Annotated in this window: 12 protein-coding genes and 1 pseudogene; 7 read left to right on the plus strand and 6 right to left on the minus strand. The window is 56.2% G+C overall.

The window, feature by feature from the left end:
- Positions 1-33: 33 nt before the first annotated feature.
- The gene (locus tag ACXZ66_RS04385) at positions 34-1,332 is read right to left on the minus strand and encodes a heparan-alpha-glucosaminide N-acetyltransferase domain-containing protein (RefSeq protein WP_458750688.1); all 1,299 of its coding nucleotides are present in this window, start codon (positions 1,330-1,332) and stop codon (positions 34-36) included.
- Positions 1,329-5,394: pseudogene (locus ACXZ66_RS04390) on the minus strand (Pls/PosA family non-ribosomal peptide synthetase). The gene ACXZ66_RS04385 and the pseudogene ACXZ66_RS04390 overlap by 4 nt, the downstream one beginning before the upstream one ends.
- 596 nt (positions 5,395-5,990) lie before the next feature.
- Between ACXZ66_RS04390 and ACXZ66_RS04395 the strand changes: the two are divergent.
- On the plus strand, positions 5,991-6,269 hold the full coding sequence (locus ACXZ66_RS04395) for a ribbon-helix-helix domain-containing protein (protein ID WP_458751271.1): 279 nt from the start codon (positions 5,991-5,993) through the stop codon (positions 6,267-6,269).
- Positions 6,270-6,588: 319 nt separating this feature from the next.
- Here the strand turns inward: ACXZ66_RS04395 and ACXZ66_RS04400 are convergent, their stop codons facing one another.
- Positions 6,589-7,254, minus strand: a complete 666-nt coding sequence (locus ACXZ66_RS04400) for a hypothetical protein (protein WP_458750689.1) — start codon at positions 7,252-7,254, stop codon at positions 6,589-6,591.
- Between the two features lie 284 nt (positions 7,255-7,538).
- Between ACXZ66_RS04400 and ACXZ66_RS04405 the strand changes: the two genes are divergently transcribed.
- Positions 7,539-8,363, plus strand: a complete 825-nt coding sequence (locus tag ACXZ66_RS04405; protein ID WP_458750690.1) for an SDR family NAD(P)-dependent oxidoreductase — start codon at positions 7,539-7,541, stop codon at positions 8,361-8,363.
- Positions 8,364-8,380: 17 nt separating this feature from the next.
- Here the strand turns inward: ACXZ66_RS04405 and ACXZ66_RS04410 are convergent, their stop codons facing one another.
- Positions 8,381-9,184, minus strand: coding sequence for an EamA family transporter (locus tag ACXZ66_RS04410; RefSeq protein ID WP_458750691.1), 804 nt, complete (start codon positions 9,182-9,184; stop codon positions 8,381-8,383).
- 143 nt (positions 9,185-9,327) lie between these two features.
- Between ACXZ66_RS04410 and ACXZ66_RS04415 the strand changes: the two genes are divergently transcribed.
- The 5 genes from ACXZ66_RS04415 to ACXZ66_RS04435 all read left to right on the plus strand — a co-directional run bounded on the left by ACXZ66_RS04415 (position 9,328) and on the right by ACXZ66_RS04435 (position 13,960).
- Positions 9,328-10,188 (plus strand): LysR family transcriptional regulator, encoded by an 861-nt coding sequence (locus ACXZ66_RS04415; RefSeq protein ID WP_458750692.1) that lies wholly within the window; start codon positions 9,328-9,330, stop codon positions 10,186-10,188.
- A 47-nt stretch (positions 10,189-10,235) separates the two neighbouring features.
- Positions 10,236-10,706: an SRPBCC family protein gene (locus ACXZ66_RS04420; RefSeq protein WP_458750693.1), complete on the plus strand. Its 471-nt coding sequence runs from the start codon at positions 10,236-10,238 to the stop codon at positions 10,704-10,706.
- 286 nt (positions 10,707-10,992) lie between these two features.
- Complete coding sequence (locus tag ACXZ66_RS04425) at positions 10,993-12,231, plus strand: IS256 family transposase (protein ID WP_458749673.1); 1,239 nt, start codon at positions 10,993-10,995, stop codon at positions 12,229-12,231.
- Positions 12,232-12,287: 56 nt separating this feature from the next.
- Positions 12,288-12,782 (plus strand): ferritin, encoded by a 495-nt coding sequence (locus tag ACXZ66_RS04430; protein WP_458751272.1) that lies wholly within the window; start codon positions 12,288-12,290, stop codon positions 12,780-12,782.
- A 209-nt stretch (positions 12,783-12,991) separates the two neighbouring features.
- A complete protein-coding gene (locus ACXZ66_RS04435) occupies positions 12,992-13,960 on the plus strand; it encodes a zinc-binding dehydrogenase (protein WP_458750694.1) in 969 nt (322 codons plus the stop codon).
- A 65-nt stretch (positions 13,961-14,025) separates the two neighbouring features.
- Here the strand turns inward: ACXZ66_RS04435 and ACXZ66_RS04440 are convergent, their stop codons facing one another.
- Both ACXZ66_RS04440 and ACXZ66_RS04445 read right to left on the minus strand, forming a co-directional pair.
- Positions 14,026-15,540, minus strand: coding sequence for an AMP-binding protein (locus ACXZ66_RS04440; RefSeq protein WP_458750695.1), 1,515 nt, complete (start codon positions 15,538-15,540; stop codon positions 14,026-14,028).
- 28 nt (positions 15,541-15,568) lie between these two features.
- Positions 15,569-17,095 carry an AMP-binding protein gene (locus ACXZ66_RS04445; protein ID WP_458750696.1) on the minus strand — a complete coding sequence of 509 codons (1,527 nt, stop codon included), beginning with the start codon at positions 17,093-17,095 and terminating at the stop codon, positions 15,569-15,571.
- Positions 17,096-17,161 lie beyond the last annotated feature (66 nt).

The following is a 17,161-nucleotide window of genomic DNA, read 5'->3' on the forward strand; positions in this document are numbered from 1 at the left end:
TTGTGCGCCTTTTCTTCAGATGCATCAGCGGGTTTACTTTCGAACGTTGAATCGGGAGTCACCTACCTTGGACAATTGGGCAACTAGCCACTCGAGCGGGCCTTGTCGGATAAAGCGTGTCCAGACGTAGGCAAACGCAATTCCAAACGCAATCTGCGTGACGAATTGGAGCAGTGGCGACCCGGAAATCAGGCCTACGCCGAGGAATGATTGGTGGCCCAGGTAAAGCGTCAGCGTCATCGATCCGATCAGCGCTAATGGTGAGAGTTGGCGGGAGTAGAAGCGAGACAGCAGCAGGCAGAACCCGAGGACGCAAAGTGCGACGCCGGTGCTGTGCAGGATTGAGAGGGCTGTGTTGGCATGGGGCGAGGCAACGAGCTGCCAGGTCAAGGTACCGGTGGGCATGTAATCGAATTCCGATCCGTAAACGATAAATGTCTCAATATCGTCAAGGGTCAGGTTTGGTTCCGAGGAGATCATCTTCTCCCAGCCACCCATGTACCAAATCCCCAGGTATGACACCGCCCAGGCAGAGACGGCAGCGAAGAACCCGAAAAACACCAGGTAGCCCTGCGTCGCTATTTTTCGCAGTGGCAGCCGGCCAACAATAATGCCAACAAGAACATAGAAAAACCAAGTGGCTACTGGGTAAGTGCCGGTAAAGAGCAGCGTGATTGCTGACTCCGCCGGGTACTGGAAAAGATCCACCACGGTAATGTTGGCTATCGGCTCGTCTACTCGGTTCCGGTTCACCACAAAGAGAACAATCGGCATGATTATTACGGTGAGCACCGCGGAGATGGTGAGTCCTCGGATACTCATACCGATAAAGAACACTGCGAACAAAAACATCAAACCGTAGTAGGGCAAAATGTTGTATACCGGCGGCTGAATCCACAGGTTAAATAGCACGCCGATGAAGAAAATTGCAATGGCGCGGATCAACAAGCGTTTGCGCGCTCGCCCAAGTCGAGGGCCACTCACTGGGTTCTGGCCGCCCGAAATGAAAGCGAGCCCGACACCTGCCAATGTGGCAAAGAGCGCTGCAGCATTACCTGCTGCGAGGAAGAAACTTAAGGTCATGCCTCCGTTGTCATTGACACCAGGAAGCGTGTGCACGGCCACCATCCCAATCAGTGCGAGGCCGCGGGCGACATCGACGCCGATGATGCGCTTCCCATCGAGCTGGGAACCAGCCCCGATTTCCTCGCTGCCGTCATCGGTGGGGTCCAAATAGACGGGTTCCCCTTCGAAATAGCGGCCGGTCCAGACTTTGCGATGGCCTGTTCGCCCTGGTGAGGGGTTAGCCGGTTGGATGATTCTGTGGCTCATTGGATTCCTGTTCTGGGTGAGTCTGGGATCGGCGTGGGCTGCTCGTCGTAAAGCGTGCTCGTGGCAGCATCTCGTGGGAAGCCAGCCTGTGCCACTGGGATGTATTGGGCGGGGTTGCCTTGCCAGCAGGTATCGGCGGGGACGGCCTCGTGGCGTTGGACGAGGGAGCCGGGGCCGATTGTGGCGCGCTGACCGATGGTGCTGCCCGGAAGCGCGAAACTGTTGGGTCCAAGGGTGGCGGAATCTTGCAGGTCAACGGGTTCCATGGACATCACGCGGTCCTGGAACAGGTGCGTTTGGACAACGGTGCCGCGGTTGACGCTGGAGCCGTTTTCGAGGGTAACCAGGTCGAATTCTGGTAGCCACCAGGTTTCGCACCAGACGTTTTTGCCAATGTGCACGCCGAAGAGGCGGTGCCAGACGTTGAACATGGGAGTGCCCAGGCTCATGCGGACAATACCGGGGATAGCCAGGGATTCGACGAAAACATCCACGAGTTCGCCGCGCCAGACGAAACTGGAGAAAAGCGGTTTGTTTTGGGTGCGGAACCGGCCGATGAGCAGCCATTTCACCGCGATAGGGATGAGCGCTGCAATCGTTCCGGCGACGATGAGTGTGGGCCAGCCAATCAGCGTTGCCCATCCGAGCGCGACCAGGCGCGTCTCGCCGCCCAGCCAGAAGTACATGTAGCAGGTGGTCAGGAACCACACCGTTGCGACGTCGATCCAGTTACTCAGTATGTTTGGGATGATCCGACAGCATTCGACAAGCACACGCAGCACGCGAAGCCGCTGCGAAGGGGTATAGGTTGTCGATTGATCACTATCGACGACGCGCCGCGGGATCTGGTGCGGCGATTGACCTAGCCAGGACGAACCTGCCCGGACTTGGCCAGGATTAACCGAGAGCACGGCGATCAGAGAATCATCGGGTACATCCTGGTCAGGGCCAACAATGCCGGAATTTCCCACGAAGCTACCCTCACCGATCACGGTGGTGCCAATATGAATCCAGTGCGTGCTATATCTCGTTGAGCTGGCCGTGGAGTGATCGGCCAGGAAGCTATTGTCGCGAATCCAGGTCAGATGTGGGATCGTTTCCACCGTGGAAATTTCTACGTTCTTGCCCACACGCGCGCCAAGTAGACGCAGCCACGCCGGGGTGAAACTAGAGGCGTAAATCGGATAGGCAGAGATCAAGGTGCGCTGCATGATGATGTGCGTCAGCCAGACGGCAGCAGCAGTAAAGCTTCGCGACGAAAAGAAGCCTGGTTTGATGGCAAGCGACAACAAACGGATCACTACGACAACACCGGCGAGCCACGTTGCCGCCATGAGAATGGTAAATGCGGGCGTCCACAACATGAGCAGGGGGAATACGTCTTCGTAGAGCTCGTTTTCTGCAACCATTGGGTAGACCAGCATGAACCCCGGTACCAGACTGCCGATTTGCAAGAGTCGGATTACCAGCAGGCCTGCGCTGTAGACAATTCTGCGGGTGGTGGCGTTGAGCGGGATTTCCATGTGGTTTAGCTCTGAGCGAGCCGCATCTTCTGGGACTCGGTCGGGCCAGGTTTCGCCGGCGGTACCATGATGCTCAATGGGCGATCCGCCCCACGTCTGTCCCGCGGGAATAGACCTGGTGACGGTGGACCCGGGAAGAATTTCAGCCGATTCCCCGATGTGGGAATCCGGTGCGATAAAAGTGCGCATGGCAACCCTGGCATTGTCATCGATGGCGATGGTGCCGATATGGACGGTGTCGCCGTCAATCCAGTAGCCGTGAAGATCTACTTCGTGTTCGACCACTGCGTGCTCACCGATGGTGACCATGCCAGTCACGCAAGGTTCCGCGGCGACGTGGGCAGTTGAGGCAACTTCGTTGCCAAATAGTCGGTGCAGCGCGGGCGCCATGGGTGTGCCATATAAGTTATCTAGCTGCATGAATGTGACAAGTCGGTCTGCCGCCCACATTCTTAAGTGTGTCCAACTACCGCGTTTGTAGAGTCCGGGCTTCATTCGGGCTGTCAAGAGGCGTGCACCTGCGGCCGCGATGAGGGACTTCCCGGGAAGGGAGTACACCACGATCCAGGCAATCAAAAGGGGCCAGCCTGGAATGTGAGGAACCCAGCCGGCATCGAAAAGCTCACCGAGGCCCCAGACCGCAATGAGTGCGCCGACTGCGTAACGCAACGTGTTGAACAGATAGAGCAGACAGACGAAAGCGAATTGAAAGAGTCCAGCTCCGCGTGGAATGGGCTGCGATTCCGTGCGGTGTTCTGTTGCCGATTCCAATTGATCGAGATACTGCGACATCTCGCCGAGTGTGGGGTGTGCGTAGAGCTCAGCGATTTCGGCCGACGGGTATTGCTCGCGGATTCGCGCGGCGAGCTGGGCAATGGCAATGGAACTGCCGCCGATGTCGAAAAAGTCCGACTCAGCAGTCATGGGAACGTGCCCGAGTTGTTCCGCCCAGAGCTTGGCCAACTCTTGTTGCTGGTGAGTCAGCCCTTTCAATTCCGCATCTCCTGCTTTTTGCAATGGCCAGGGCAGTGCTTTGCGATCAACCTTGCCGGAAGTTTTCAGCGGCATGGTCTCAAGAATGGTGAGCTGGGGGACAATGCCGTCCGGCAGATTATCGTGCATAATCTGTCGAACTTCCTCGAGATCAATGGTGTCATCGCCCGAAACGTAGCCGACAAGGATGCTGTTGCCACCTTCGGTTTTCTGCACCGCTGCGGCTGCTGCATGGACACCGGGAGCCGAATTGAGATACTCGTCGACCTCGCCAAGCTCAAGGCGACGGCCACCAATCTTGACTTGGTCATCGGCTCGGCCACCGAAGATGAGGCCTTCGTGCTCTGCGACGACGAGGTCACCGGTGCGATAAGCGCGTTGCCATCCCAGCGAGTCCAATGGCGCATACTTTTCTGCGTCTTTGGCCGCATCGAGATAGTGGCCCAGGCCCACACCTCCGATGATGAGCTCGCCGGTCTCACCCCAGTTCACGGGTTGTTCGTCTTCGTTGACAACTGCGAGTTGCCAGCCAGGGATAGGCCGCCCGATGCGAATCGGGGGAGTGCCATCCATCAGTTCCGCTGCAGCGATCACGGTTGCTTCGGTAGGCCCGTAGGTGTTCCAGACTTCGCGGCCTGGTTTGGTAAGCCGCTCGACTAATGCAAGCGGGCATGCTTCGCCACCAAAGATGAGCAAGCGGACTGCTTCTAGGGATTTTTCGCTCCACATTGCAGCCAAGGTGGGCACCGTGGACACCGCGGTGATGCGTTGATCGACGATCCATTGGCCGAGGACATCCCCGGAGCGGACAACATCGCGCGAGGCTGTGACCAGTGTGGCGCCTCCGCGCCAGGCGAGCCACATTTCTTCACAGGAAGCATCAAAGGCAACGGAGAGTCCTGCCATGACGCGGTCGGCCGGGCCTAGTGGTGCATCGGCTAGGTAGGTGAGGCGTTCGGAATCCACCAGAGCTGCAGCGCTGCGGTGACTGACTGCAACACCCTTAGGCACACCGGTGGAACGGGAGGTGAAAATGATCCACGCATCGTCGTCAAGCGTGGGTGGTGTTGTATCGACCTGGTGAGGCGCTTCAATTAGTTTTTGCGGGGGGGGGGGGGGATAGTGTTAGTTCTTTGCCAAAAACTGCATCGACCTGCGCTTCGGTCCAGACAGTCTCGGCGCGTGAGTCCAATTCATCCCAATCTACTGGGACGTAAGCGGCACCTGCGTAGATGGTTGCCAAGATTGCGATGTAGAGATCCGTTGTGCCTGATGGGACACGGATTCCTACTCGTGAACCCCGGCCGACACCGTGGTTGTGCAAACGCAGGACTTGTTCATCGAGTACGACCTTGAGTTGGGAATACGTCAGGGAGTCGTAAGAGCTTTCGATCGCAACAACATCGGGATATGTCGCGATCGTGTCGTTGATGATGTCTACAAGAGTCCGCTCGGGAGGAGCGGGTTCGACACCGAAAATTGCTTTGTCTGCGTGATCCGCTGTGGGTGGCTCTTGTTTATGAGGTGGCTTTGAAATATCAGCCATGCTGGTCCTTATGGAAAGGGGAAAGTGATTACGCAATGGCTTCGCGTCCACCAATTGATCCGCCTAAATCGGCGAGGGGAGGGTATATGCGAAGTTTGCGATACTTAATCTAGAGTTTGGAAATATAAAATAATAATTAATTGATAAATTGTAAGCGGGGTAACAATTTAATAACAGTGTGGTGATATCTATTTAAATTGAAAGTAAAGCATGTTATCGCACGTACCTTACACTTTTCGTTGCGAATACATGTAAAAAATACAATATGTAGGAGTGGCTAATGAGAATTTCCAATCGCCCTCAGATTGGGGTGGCTGGAAGCGGTGTTGTCTGATCAGACTTTGAGAAGCGCCTGTTGGGGGAGGGGGTTTGTCTAAGTATTCATTGGCGCGACTTATGGGAAAAATTGGAGAAGTGATCAATCCTCTCGCAATTGCAGCAGTTGTCATACAAATCCTGTAAACAATGTTTACTTTCAAATGAGATGATTTAGAACACTATTTGCTGGTAGCGGGCCATTTACTCATTTATATAATATAAACTGCATGGGTAATGTAAACCGGGTTTACCGGAACAATTAAAGGAAGGGGCGTGTGATGGCGCAAGCTCCGCATCCGTCGGGTCGTGTCGTTTCCGTGCGAATGTCCGAGTCGGTTATCGAGCGCTTAGATGCGTTAGCGAAACGGACGGGACGCAGTCGTGGCGCGTATATCAAGATGGCGGTCACTGCGATGCTGCCGGTTTTGGAACGGGAACATTGGAATCAGGTAGCCGCAAAATTTGAGGATGATGTAATCGACCACCAGTTTTACGAGATAATGGAAAACTCGTTGCGGGATCAAGAAGGAAAAAGTTGGGAAGATCCGGCCGACTAGGTACCTATTTGCTAATTCGGCAAAGATTTCTCTCTGGCAATGTTGAGGGCCGCGCCCGGATTACTTAACTCGCGGCCACCGATCGGGCCGACGCGGAAAGCCGAGAACTCAATCAGGGCATGTGACCACTCAAGGTACAGTATGGCACCGGATTAATGCGTGTTTTGTTAGGCCCGTTCAACCGGTACGCATCAGAAGTGGCAGATGATCAACCGCCCATGAGCAAGCCGCCATCGCTGTACTGGCTAAAATGGAAATTTGGGATTTCTCCAACCACTGAGCAGCCTATCGCGTAATCACCAAGGGCCCAGTCGCTGCCCTAAACAAAACTCGCAAGCCGCAGTTTTCCGGTTTCATCGAATTTCAGGCGCCGCAAGATGGTGTTGATTTCGTCGATAGGCAATGGCTCGCGGATGATGCCCGGGACAAACTCGGAGTATTTACCGCTCGAAAGTGCATTGCTAAAAGCGAGGCGATAGTTTCCGTATCCTCCTGCGTTGTCCAAGTAGATGAATAGGCTGCCGGTGAATTCCTCACTCGTTGTCGAATAAATATCGGAGCGGATTCCTGGGAAGGACCGAAACCACGAAGGTTTGGCCTGGTTCATTTTTACCTGGGGCGCAGCCGGCAGGTCTACACGTGGAAGCAACCGGGAGGCGATTGCTTGGAGGATTACGTCTCTGGTTTCAGCACGGGCCTCGTCGTCAATGTGCTGAAGCCATTCGTAGACTTCGGCCTCGTACTGTGATGAGGATTCCTTGTTGGGCAGGGCAGGGGGTCGTCCCTTAGCAGTACTAATGCGTTGCGATTCCCAGTGATTGCTGTCGGGAGTAAACACGACAGCCAAATCGGAGCGAATGCCCAGGCTTGTGAGCTCGCGGGATGCCGCGATAAATATTGCTTCGGCTTCAGCAGTGTTGTTCTTCTTGATCGTGCGCACGTAGTCACCGGTCATATTGTCTAAGAGGGTTACCACGGATTCCACGTCGTTCTCCATTGCATGTAGTACTAAAAAATTTCGCCTTCGACTTGAAGGTCAACTTAGGGCAATGTGTAGTGAGCATAGTCCTTGTCGATTCGCTTTACGACGAGTGCGTCAAACCGATCCTGGTTTACAGAGAGTTGATGCCACCATGTTTCTTGCGACGCATACAGTGAATCCGTTGGATGAGTCTTTTTCAGCCTGGATTCGCCGTACAACTACGCCCCGAGCACCCCTTTCTGAGTATTGTCGATCGTGCGCATTGGGAATACCACGGGAGGGTCAAGATGAGAACAGTAGTTATCACCGGCGCCAGCGATGGCATCGGCGCTGAAGCTGCGAGGCAGTTGGTGACTGGAGAACAACGTCTAATTTTGGTGGGCCGAAATCCAGAAAAGACGAAGGCTGTGGCTTCGGAAGTCGGGGCTGAGTTCTATACGGCTGATTTCGCAGATCTTGACCAAGTGCGAAACCTAGCCTCCGAGCTCAACACAACCTGTGATCGCATTGATGTTTTGGCTAACAATGCTGGAGGCATGTTTTCAGGTCCAACCGTCACGCGGGATGGGTTTGAGCTGACTTTCCAGGTCAATCACTTGGCACCTTATTTGTTAACGCATTCGTTGATGGATCTTTTGATCGAAAGTCGGGCAAGTGTGGTCAACACCAGCAGCATTGGGGCGAGGCTATTTAGCAAGCTGGATCTCAACGACCTGAACACGTGGAATAGCTACACCCCGAACCGTGCTTATGGCAATGCAAAATTGGCGAACATCCTGTTTACCGAAGGATTGCACGAACGATTCAACCAACGTGGTCTGACTACAGTGGCGTTTCATCCGGGTAATGTAGCAACCAACTTCGCGGCCGATACGACCAGCTACTTCCAGCGTGTTTATCACAGTGCGTTGCGACGATTCTTGATCTCGCCGGCTGCCGGTGGTGCCAGGTTGAAGTACTTTATCAATGGCATTGCGGGTCGTGACTGGGAATCAGGACAGTATTATTACGCGCCAAAGCGAGTCGGGCACACTGACCGCAGTGCCTATGATCAGGCTGTCGTCGATAAGCATTGGGAGCGGAGCGCGGAGATGCTCAAAATTGAGTGGTAACGGCACATTAGTTCAGGTCAATGGCTCTTTTGCAAGGACACAATCGTGTTTCCAGCGACGATCAGCGCGATCCCGATAACCTCATGCCAATTAAGCGCCTGACCAAGAACCAGCCAGCCGGCTAGCGCGGCCCACACCGGATTGATGCTGGTGAAAGTGCCAAAAATCCGTGCTGGAACGCGACGCAGGGCGAGGAGATCCGCCACATAAGGCACAACCGAGGACAACACTCCGCAGCCTGCCGCAAGGAGTAAAGCCGTTGGCGTGGGTGGATGGTACCAGAACCACACAAGTCCGATCGGCAGCCACAGCAAAGCCGTAAAGATGCTGGCAGTAGCAGTTCCTTGTAGCCCAGGAAGTGATCGACCAACCGCGCGATTGAGAAAGATGTAGCACCCCCAGGCAACGGCGGCGATCAAAGCTAATCCGATACCAATAAGATCCGATGATGGTCCAGGATTAACAAGGACTAGCACCCCAATCGCAACGACAAAAGCACTCAGAAAATCGAGTGGCCTGCGAGACTCGCCGATAGCCACAGCGAGCGGGCCTAAGAATTCTAGCGTCACTGCTAACGCTAAACCAATGCGATCAATGGCTAAATACAAACTCAGATTCATCACTGAGTACACGCACACCAGCCCAAGAATTGGTAGCCATTGTTTGCGAGTAAGCCCGCGCAATTTTGGTCGAACGGTAGGCACCAGAACCAAGGCGGTTATGTACTGGCGAATGGCAACCACGCCAACTGGGCCAATTACGGGGAATGCCATTGCTCCGAGCGAGGCACCGAACTGATTGGAACCGGAGCTTGCGAGCATGAGGGAGATTCCCTCCGCGTGCCGGCGCCTACTGCCGCTACCAGAGCTTGACGGGGAACTGCTGTTATTTTCCATGCACTCAACATAAATTCCGGTGAGCAGGCCAGGAAATGCACAATATACTCCTGCTATACACTTTGCGTATGGATTGGAATGTGCGAGAAATCCGCTTCTTCATCGAGGTTGTGGAGTCGGGTTCCTTCACCGATGCGGCTCCTCGGTTGGCGGTCTCGCAGGCAGCGGTCTCGCGGACAGTCGCAAAACTTGAAGAAAAAGTTGGAGCCCCTTTGCTGCGTCGCTTGCCCAGGGGGTGTGAATTGACGCCAATGGGGGAAAGAATTTTGCCTGCTGCGCGGCGTTTAATGGCGGAAGTGAATCGTTTCACAGAAGAGGTTCATGAAGATGCTCCACCGTTGAGATTGGGCTTCGCATGGTCTGCGCTTGGCCAGCGCACACTCCGCTTGCATGATTTGTGGATGAAGAAGCACAGTGAACAACAACTGCATCTGATCAGGTATAACTCTCCAACTGCTGGCCTGCTCGAGGGTAAAAGTGATGTTGCGATCACGCGTCGACCGATTGAAGATCCGCGATTCGAATCTGCGGTTGTAGGACACGAGAATCGGGTTGTAGCTTTTTCGGCAGCCGATAGGCAATGGGCACGGCGGAGAAAACTCACAATGAAGGAGGTTGCGGAACGTATCGTAATCATCGACATTCGCACGGGCGTTACTTCGGCCAACTTGTGGAACGACTCTGAGGTCCAACCGCGCACCATCGAGTGTTTAGACCAGGATGATTGGCTCAACATGATTGCCACTGGTCAGGGAGTAGGAACGAGTTCGGAGGCGACTGCGTATTACAGCTCGCATCCCGAAGTAGCCTATCGCCCCATTTCCGACGGACCTTCCATTCCCGTGTCGCTGACCTGGTGGCGAGACAATCCTCCACGGGCGTTAACAGAGTTAATCAGCACGTTGACCTATTTGTACGAAGAGGCATAAACAAAGTCCCGAGCAGTGCTCGCTCGATTAAGGCGTAATCTTGTTCCATGACAACTTCTCTGACATATTCGGATTCCATTCTTATTTCAGCGACTCCACAGCAGGTCTATTCCACAGTTTCAGACGTAACTCGCACTGGCGAATGGTCGCCGGTGTGCAAAGAGTGCTGGTGGGACGAGGGCGATAGCGCGCAGCTCGGGGCGTTCTTCACCGGGCGCAACGTCAACTCCGAGCGCACGTGGGAAACCCGTTCCGAGGTAACGGCGGCAGAGCCTGGTGTTAAGTTCGGATGGAAGGTTTCTGGAGGAAACACGAACTGGTCATACGAGATGGAGGAAGCCGAGGGCGGTACAAAGCTCACCGAATCGTGGGAGTTTACGCCATTTGGTCAGGAGTTCTTCAAAGAAAGGTTCGGGGAGCAGGCTCCGGTCGAAGTAGAGAAGCGCCGCGTTGCCGCTGAGACTGGTATCCCGGAGACGCTTGCCAACATTAAAAAGGTTGTAGAAGAAGAGTCCTAATTGCTCCGAGGATCAACGATCCAGCACATCGGAAATCTTGGAGACGAAGTCTCCATCCTGGTGGAAGTTTCCGTCTCAACGGGGTTGAGTCAAAGAGTCTAGAATTGTGGCATGAATATTCCAGACAAATTACTCGAAACCATGAACACTCAAGTCACCGCCGAACGGTTGCGTCCGTTAGCGTGGTGTATCTGTAACTGCCGGTGACAACCCTCATGAATGCACGAGGCGACCACCGCAGTACCTTTCGAATCAACTCCTACATCTCCTCGAAAGGGACACCACGATGGCCGCTGGCCCCCATTCTATCGACCCCACCACCTATCTCGACGACCTGCTGTCTCAAGCCTCCCCGGACCTGATGAGACAGATGCTCCAGGGCTTCATCAACCAGATCCTGTCCACCCAGGCCGACCAGATCTGCGGCGCCGAATACGCCACCACATCCGAGTCCCGCACCAACGTCCGCAACGGCTACCGCCACCGCGACCTCGACACCCGGGTTGGCACCATCGACGTCGCCGTGCCCAAGCTGCGTACCGGTTCGTTCTTCCCCGACTGGCTGCTGGAACGACGCACCCGGGCCGAACGGGCCCTGACCACCGTGATCGCCACCTGCTACCTCAAAGGTGTCTCCACCCGCAGGATGAACGACCTGGTCGCCAGCTTGGGGATCAACAACCTGTCGAAATCACAGGTGTCAGAGATGGCCAAAGACCTCGACGTCATGGTCGAGGACTTCCGGACCCGGCCCCTGGATACCGGACCCTACCTGTATGTTTCATGCGACGCGCTGACGATGAAGGTCCGTGAAGGCGGCCGCGTGGTCAAAACCTCCGTCCTGCTGGCCACCGGCGTCAATGCCGAAGGCTACCGCGAGTTACTCGGTATGCAGGTCGCCACATCCGAGTCTGTGGCCTCCTGGACCGGGTTCTTCCGCGACCTCAAGGCCCGGGGCCTGGATCAGGTGTACCTGGTCACCAGCGACGCGCACCTGGGCATCCAGCACGCCATCAGCGACGTCCTGCCCAACGCGTCCTGGCAGCGGTGCCGGACGCATTTTTCGAAGAACCTCTCCGGCCTTGTGCCCAAGACGCAGTGGCCGACATTGTCGGCGATGTTCCAGACGATCTTTCAGCAACCCGACGCCCAGGCTGTGTGGGATCAGGCACGGGAGGTGGTGGGCTTCTGTGAGCAGAAGTTCCCCCATGTCGCGGACTACCTCGAGGAGTCCCTCGATGAGCTGCTGGCGTTCACGAACGCGCCGAAGGCCGTGTGGACGAAGGTGTGGTCGAACAACCCGACCGAGCGGTTGAACCGGGAGATCCGCCGGCGCACCGATGTCGTCGGGATCTTCCCCAACCGCGACGCCGTCGTCCGCCTCGTCGGTGCCGTGTTGGCGGAGCAGCACGATGATTGGATCCAGCAGAAGCGCTACATGTCGTTGACGAGCCTGGAGCAGACGAAGGCGATGATGGCCAGCTCTGTGATCGACGCCAGGGAATCCACTCAGGAGGTTGCATGAGCCCGCGCCAGCATCGAGCTCGTGCCGGTCCCTGAGGTCGTCACGCTGCTTGTTTTATCGAAAGGCAGAAACACCACTCCCGCGGACTTGACCCCGCCGAACACCAGGCTTCGCTGATTTACACCCAATTTGCATATGACCTGGATCGCCTGAGCTTTCCCGGAATGAGCGCGTGGATGTACGCCCAGGCTGAGGAAGAGCGCGTGCATGCCAAGAAGATCGCCGATCACATCCTCGCCCGCGGTGGGGATGTACGACTGGGCACCATTGAGCTGCCCGACATGGCTGTAAAGTCCCCGCTTGATGCTTTTAATTACGCATTGGAACATGAGCAACAGGTTTCGGAAATGATCCGCAACCTGGCGCGCGTGGCCGATGAGGTCGGCGATCTTGACAGCCGTTCCCTGGTGAACTGGTTCCTCAGCGAGCAGATCGAGGAAGAAGACACCGTCTCCGAAATTATCGAACAGATCAAGCTGGTCGGCGAGGACGGCTCGGGCCTGTTGCGCATTGACTCCAACTTGGGTGCCCGCAACCAAAAAGCAGAGTAAAACCAGGGCGTTGCCCCTTCCGTAGACAAAGCGGAAGGGGCATTTGTTTTGCAATCTTCCATGGGAACACGATCGCAACCAGTTCCTGCCGCAAGTTATGTAGTGAAACTTTTTTGTAGCGTTTTACTGGACGAAAGACTAGCGTGGTTAATGAAATCGAAATGGTAGTACAAGACGGTTTCTACAACACCAAAGAATTCTTAAAACCTATGGAGGCAAAGAACATGCGCGCATGGCAATACGTCGGTGCAGGCAAGCCACTGACACTTAACGAAATCGAAGAGCCAACCGCAGGCCCAGGCGAGGTAGCAATCACCGTTCAAGCTGCTGGCCTGTGCCACAGTGACGTGGGCATTCTTGAAGGCGTTATTCCTGAGCCACTGCTAGGCAGCGTTCCACAAACCCTCGGCCACGAGGTTGCCGGCATTGTTAGCGCCGTCGGCGAGGGTGTGACCAAGTTTAAGGAAGGCGACCGCGTGGCATTCCATATGGGCGCCGACGGCCCTGGCATGGGAATTCCTGGTGGTTACGCTCGCGTATGTGTGGCGCCAGAACCACTCGTTGTGCCTGTGCCTGACGAGGTTCCTTTTACCGCAGCAGCAGCCGCAACCGATGCTGGCATGACCCCTTACCACGCAATTAACACCGCAGGCGAGGTCAAGGCTGGCGACAACATCGTCATTATCGGCCTGGGTGGCCTGGGCTTTAACGGCCTGCAGGTAGCACTCGGCTTGGGTGCAAACGTGTGGGCAGTGGAGCCTCGCGAAGAGGTCCACGCCAAGGCGCTTGAACTGGGCGCCAAGGAGGTTGCCACCGACATTACGAAGTTTGCTGGTCGCGGCTTCGATGCGGCCTTCGACTTCGCAGGCTTCGGCACCACCACCTCCGACGCGGTTGCCGCCGTGCGCCCAGGTGGTCGCATTGTGCTGGTTGGCGTGGGTAGGAACGAAACCACTATTTCCACGCCAGCATTTATCCAAAACGAAGTCACTCTGCGTGGCTCGGCAGGCGGTTCCAACGAAGACCTCGAGGGTTACCTGAAGCTTGTTGCTGAGGGCAAGGTCAACGCAGTGATCTCCACGATTAAGTTCGATGAGATCGGCGAAGGCCTCAAGCAGGTCGAGGCGGGCACCGTCACAGGTCGCCTCGTGGCTGACTTGTCGGATCACACCAACTAATCACACCAGCCAAGGTTCAATCGTCGTAAAGCAAAGTGCCCTTCCACGCGGAAGGGCACTTTTTCTCAGCTAGCCAACGGGACCTCGCGCAGCTCACGGCGCAAAATCTTGCCGGTCGGGTTCTTCGGAATCGTTTCGATGAAGTCCACGACACGCACCTTCTTGTACGGGGTGACGCGCTCGGCGACCCATTCCATGACGTCCTCGGCGGTCAGGTCAGAGCCATCACGCTTAACGACGAACGCACGTGGAATCTCCAAGCCATCGCGGTCAACGCCGACTACTCCGGCATCATTGATGTCTGGGTGAGTAAGCAGCAGGGCCTCGAGCTCTGCTGGTGCGACCTGGTAGCCCTTGTACTTGATCACTTCCTTGGCACGGTCCACGATGTAGACGGTGCCATCCTCGGCCACGCGGGCGACGTCGCCGGTGCGCAACCACCCATCGCCGATCAACGTTTGGCGGGTAGCTTCCTCATTGTTCAGGTAGCCGTGAGTGACCTGCGGGCCACGAATGACAAGCTCGCCGTTTTCACCTTCGGGAACTTCGTTTTCGCTGTCGAGCTCCAGCAGCTTGAACTCGGTGTTGGGCACCGCAAAGCCGATCGATCCGGGCTCAGCAATCCCACCAAGGCCCACGTGGGTCACCGGCGAGGTCTCGGTCATGCCGTAGCCCTGCAACATGTTGATACCGAGTTTCTTCTCCACGGTCTTGGCCAGCTCATTGTCCAGCGGGGCAGCACCGGAGAGCATGACGCGGGATGCGGTGAAGTCTTCCGGTTTCACCGCCGGGTGCTTCGCCAGCGCCACGGCCATTGGAGGGGCGATGAAGGTGAACTCGATCTTGTGCTTCGGATGAGCCTCAATGAAAGTGTCCAGGTCAAACTTCGGCAGGGTGAACACGTGGTGGTTTTGAGCCAATTGAGTCAGAAGCAGCGAGGTCATGCCGTAAATATGGGTAAACGGCAGCGGGCAGAGGAAGTTGGTGGGCTCGGTGATGCCGTTTTCGCGGATCATGAACGCGGTCTGCTCAATGTTGGAAACGATATTGCTGTGGGTAAGCATCACGCCCTTCGGCAGGCCGGTGGTGCCGGACGAGAATGGAATGGCGAAGAGATCATCTGGGGAGACGGCCACGCTAGGCGCAGGCAAGCCCTTGGTGGCGATCGGTGGGATCTCACCACTCCAGATTTGGTCAAGTTCCTCAACGTCTTGAGTGCCAATGTAGAGCTTCGCTGCGGAGAGGTGGAGCAGCTTTTCCAAATCGGCACGGTTGAGCAGAGCACCAAGCGGCGAGACTGTCGCACCGGAACGTGCGATACCCAGCAGAGCGGTGACGTAGTTGATCGAGTTCGGGATCTGCAAAGCAACCACGTCGCCCTTGCCTATGCCGCGCTGCGCAAGGGCACCAGCGACGGAGAGCGCGCGATTGCGCAGCTCGCCGTAGGTGATCGTTGCGTCAGTGTTGAGCTCAGTTACCGCAGGTAGTGCTTCTTGTTCTGGTGTGAGGTTACCGAAAATGCGGGTGAATACGTCTACTTCAGGGATATCAATGTTAGGGAAGCGGCTGGTGTACGACATGAAAGTGCTCCTTTTAAGAGTTTGAGTATTAGACGGGCTGGCTGACGGACAGTGGAATGTCACGCAGTTCACGACGTAAGATCTTGCCGGTGGAATTCTTCGGAATCGCATCGATAAAGTCCACCGCGCGGATCTTCTTATACGGAGTGATGCGATCTGCCACCCAATCCAGCAGCTCCTCTTCATTGAGGTCAGAGCCATTTCGCTTGACGACGAACGCACGTGGAATCTCCAGGCCATCGCGCATTGCGCCGACTACGCCGGCATCCAGGATGTCTTGGTGGCGCAAGAGGAGTGCTTCAAGTTCGGCCGGGGCGACCTGGTAGCCCTTGTATTTGATAACTTCCTTCGCGCGATCGACGATGCGCAGTGCCCCGTCATCGTCGACACGCGCCATATCACCCGTGCGCAGCCAACCACCTTCGATGATGGTTTCAGCGGTGGCTTCGTCATTGTTGAGGTAGCCGAGCATGACCTGCGGGCCGCGGGCGAGCACCTCGCCGGTCTGGCCGCAGTCGACGTCTTCGAGGGTGTCAATGTTGACGAGGCGCAGCTCGGTATTTGGGGCAGGGCGTCCCACCGCCGCGTGGTCGGCTTTTCCGTGCACGTTGACGGCAACAAGTGGCGCGGCCTCGGTCATGCCCCAGCCCTGGATGACCTTGGTAGCTAGGCGATCTTCCACGGCGCGCATGATCGGCGCATCGATAGGGGCCGCGCTGCTGATCATCAACTCCGAAGCCGCGAACCATTCTGGCTTGATGTCTGGCTGCTTCGCCATGGCAATGGCCATCGGAGGCGCGATGAAGGTGAGCTGGATCTCGTGTTTTGCATGTGCGCTGAGGAAGAGCTTCATGTCGAACTTTGGCATCGTGTAAATGTGGTGGCGCTGCATCAGCGGCGATAGCAGCAGCACGGTGAGGCCGTAGATGTGCGAAAAGGGCAGCGCTGCCAGCGTGTGGGTGTAGGGGCCGACGTGGTTTAGCCCAAACATGTACTCGATCTGCACCATGTTGGCCACGAGGTTGCGGTGCGTCAGCTGCACGCCCTTGGGTAGGCCGGTGGTACCTGAGGAGAAAGGTAAGGCAGCCACTGCGTCTGGGGAAATGTCCAGCTTCGGAGCCGGGAGGTTCTGATGCGCCAGCGTTGCAATCTCCATGGAGAACAGCTGTGGGAAGCTTTCCACGTTGGTCAGCCCGATGAAGAAGTCCGTGCCCGCCGACTGGGTGATGTGCTTGACATCGGCCTGGTTGAGCAGGGCACCGACTGGATTCACGGTTGCTCCCGCGCGCAGGATACCCAGCAAGCCAACTACGAAATTGATGGAGTTAGGCACCTGAAGAGTCACCATGCTGCCGGGACCGATGCCGCGTTCGGCCAAGCCGCCGGCAACAGATTCGGCTAATAGCTTGAGCTCGCCGTAGGTCACGGACTCGCCGGTGGACAACTCGGTGATGGCAGGCTGTGCGGCATCTTCGGCAGTGAGATCCCCAAATACCAGACTGAAGATGTCGGTTTCTGGAATGGAGAGTTTCGGGTACGGGCTTGAATAGATCAAGACGCCTCCTCAGTGTGATATGAATCGCTATTCGTATGAGCTGTATCACAGGCTACACTTTTCTAG

It is taken from the genome of Corynebacterium sp. S7 (assembly GCF_054401105.1).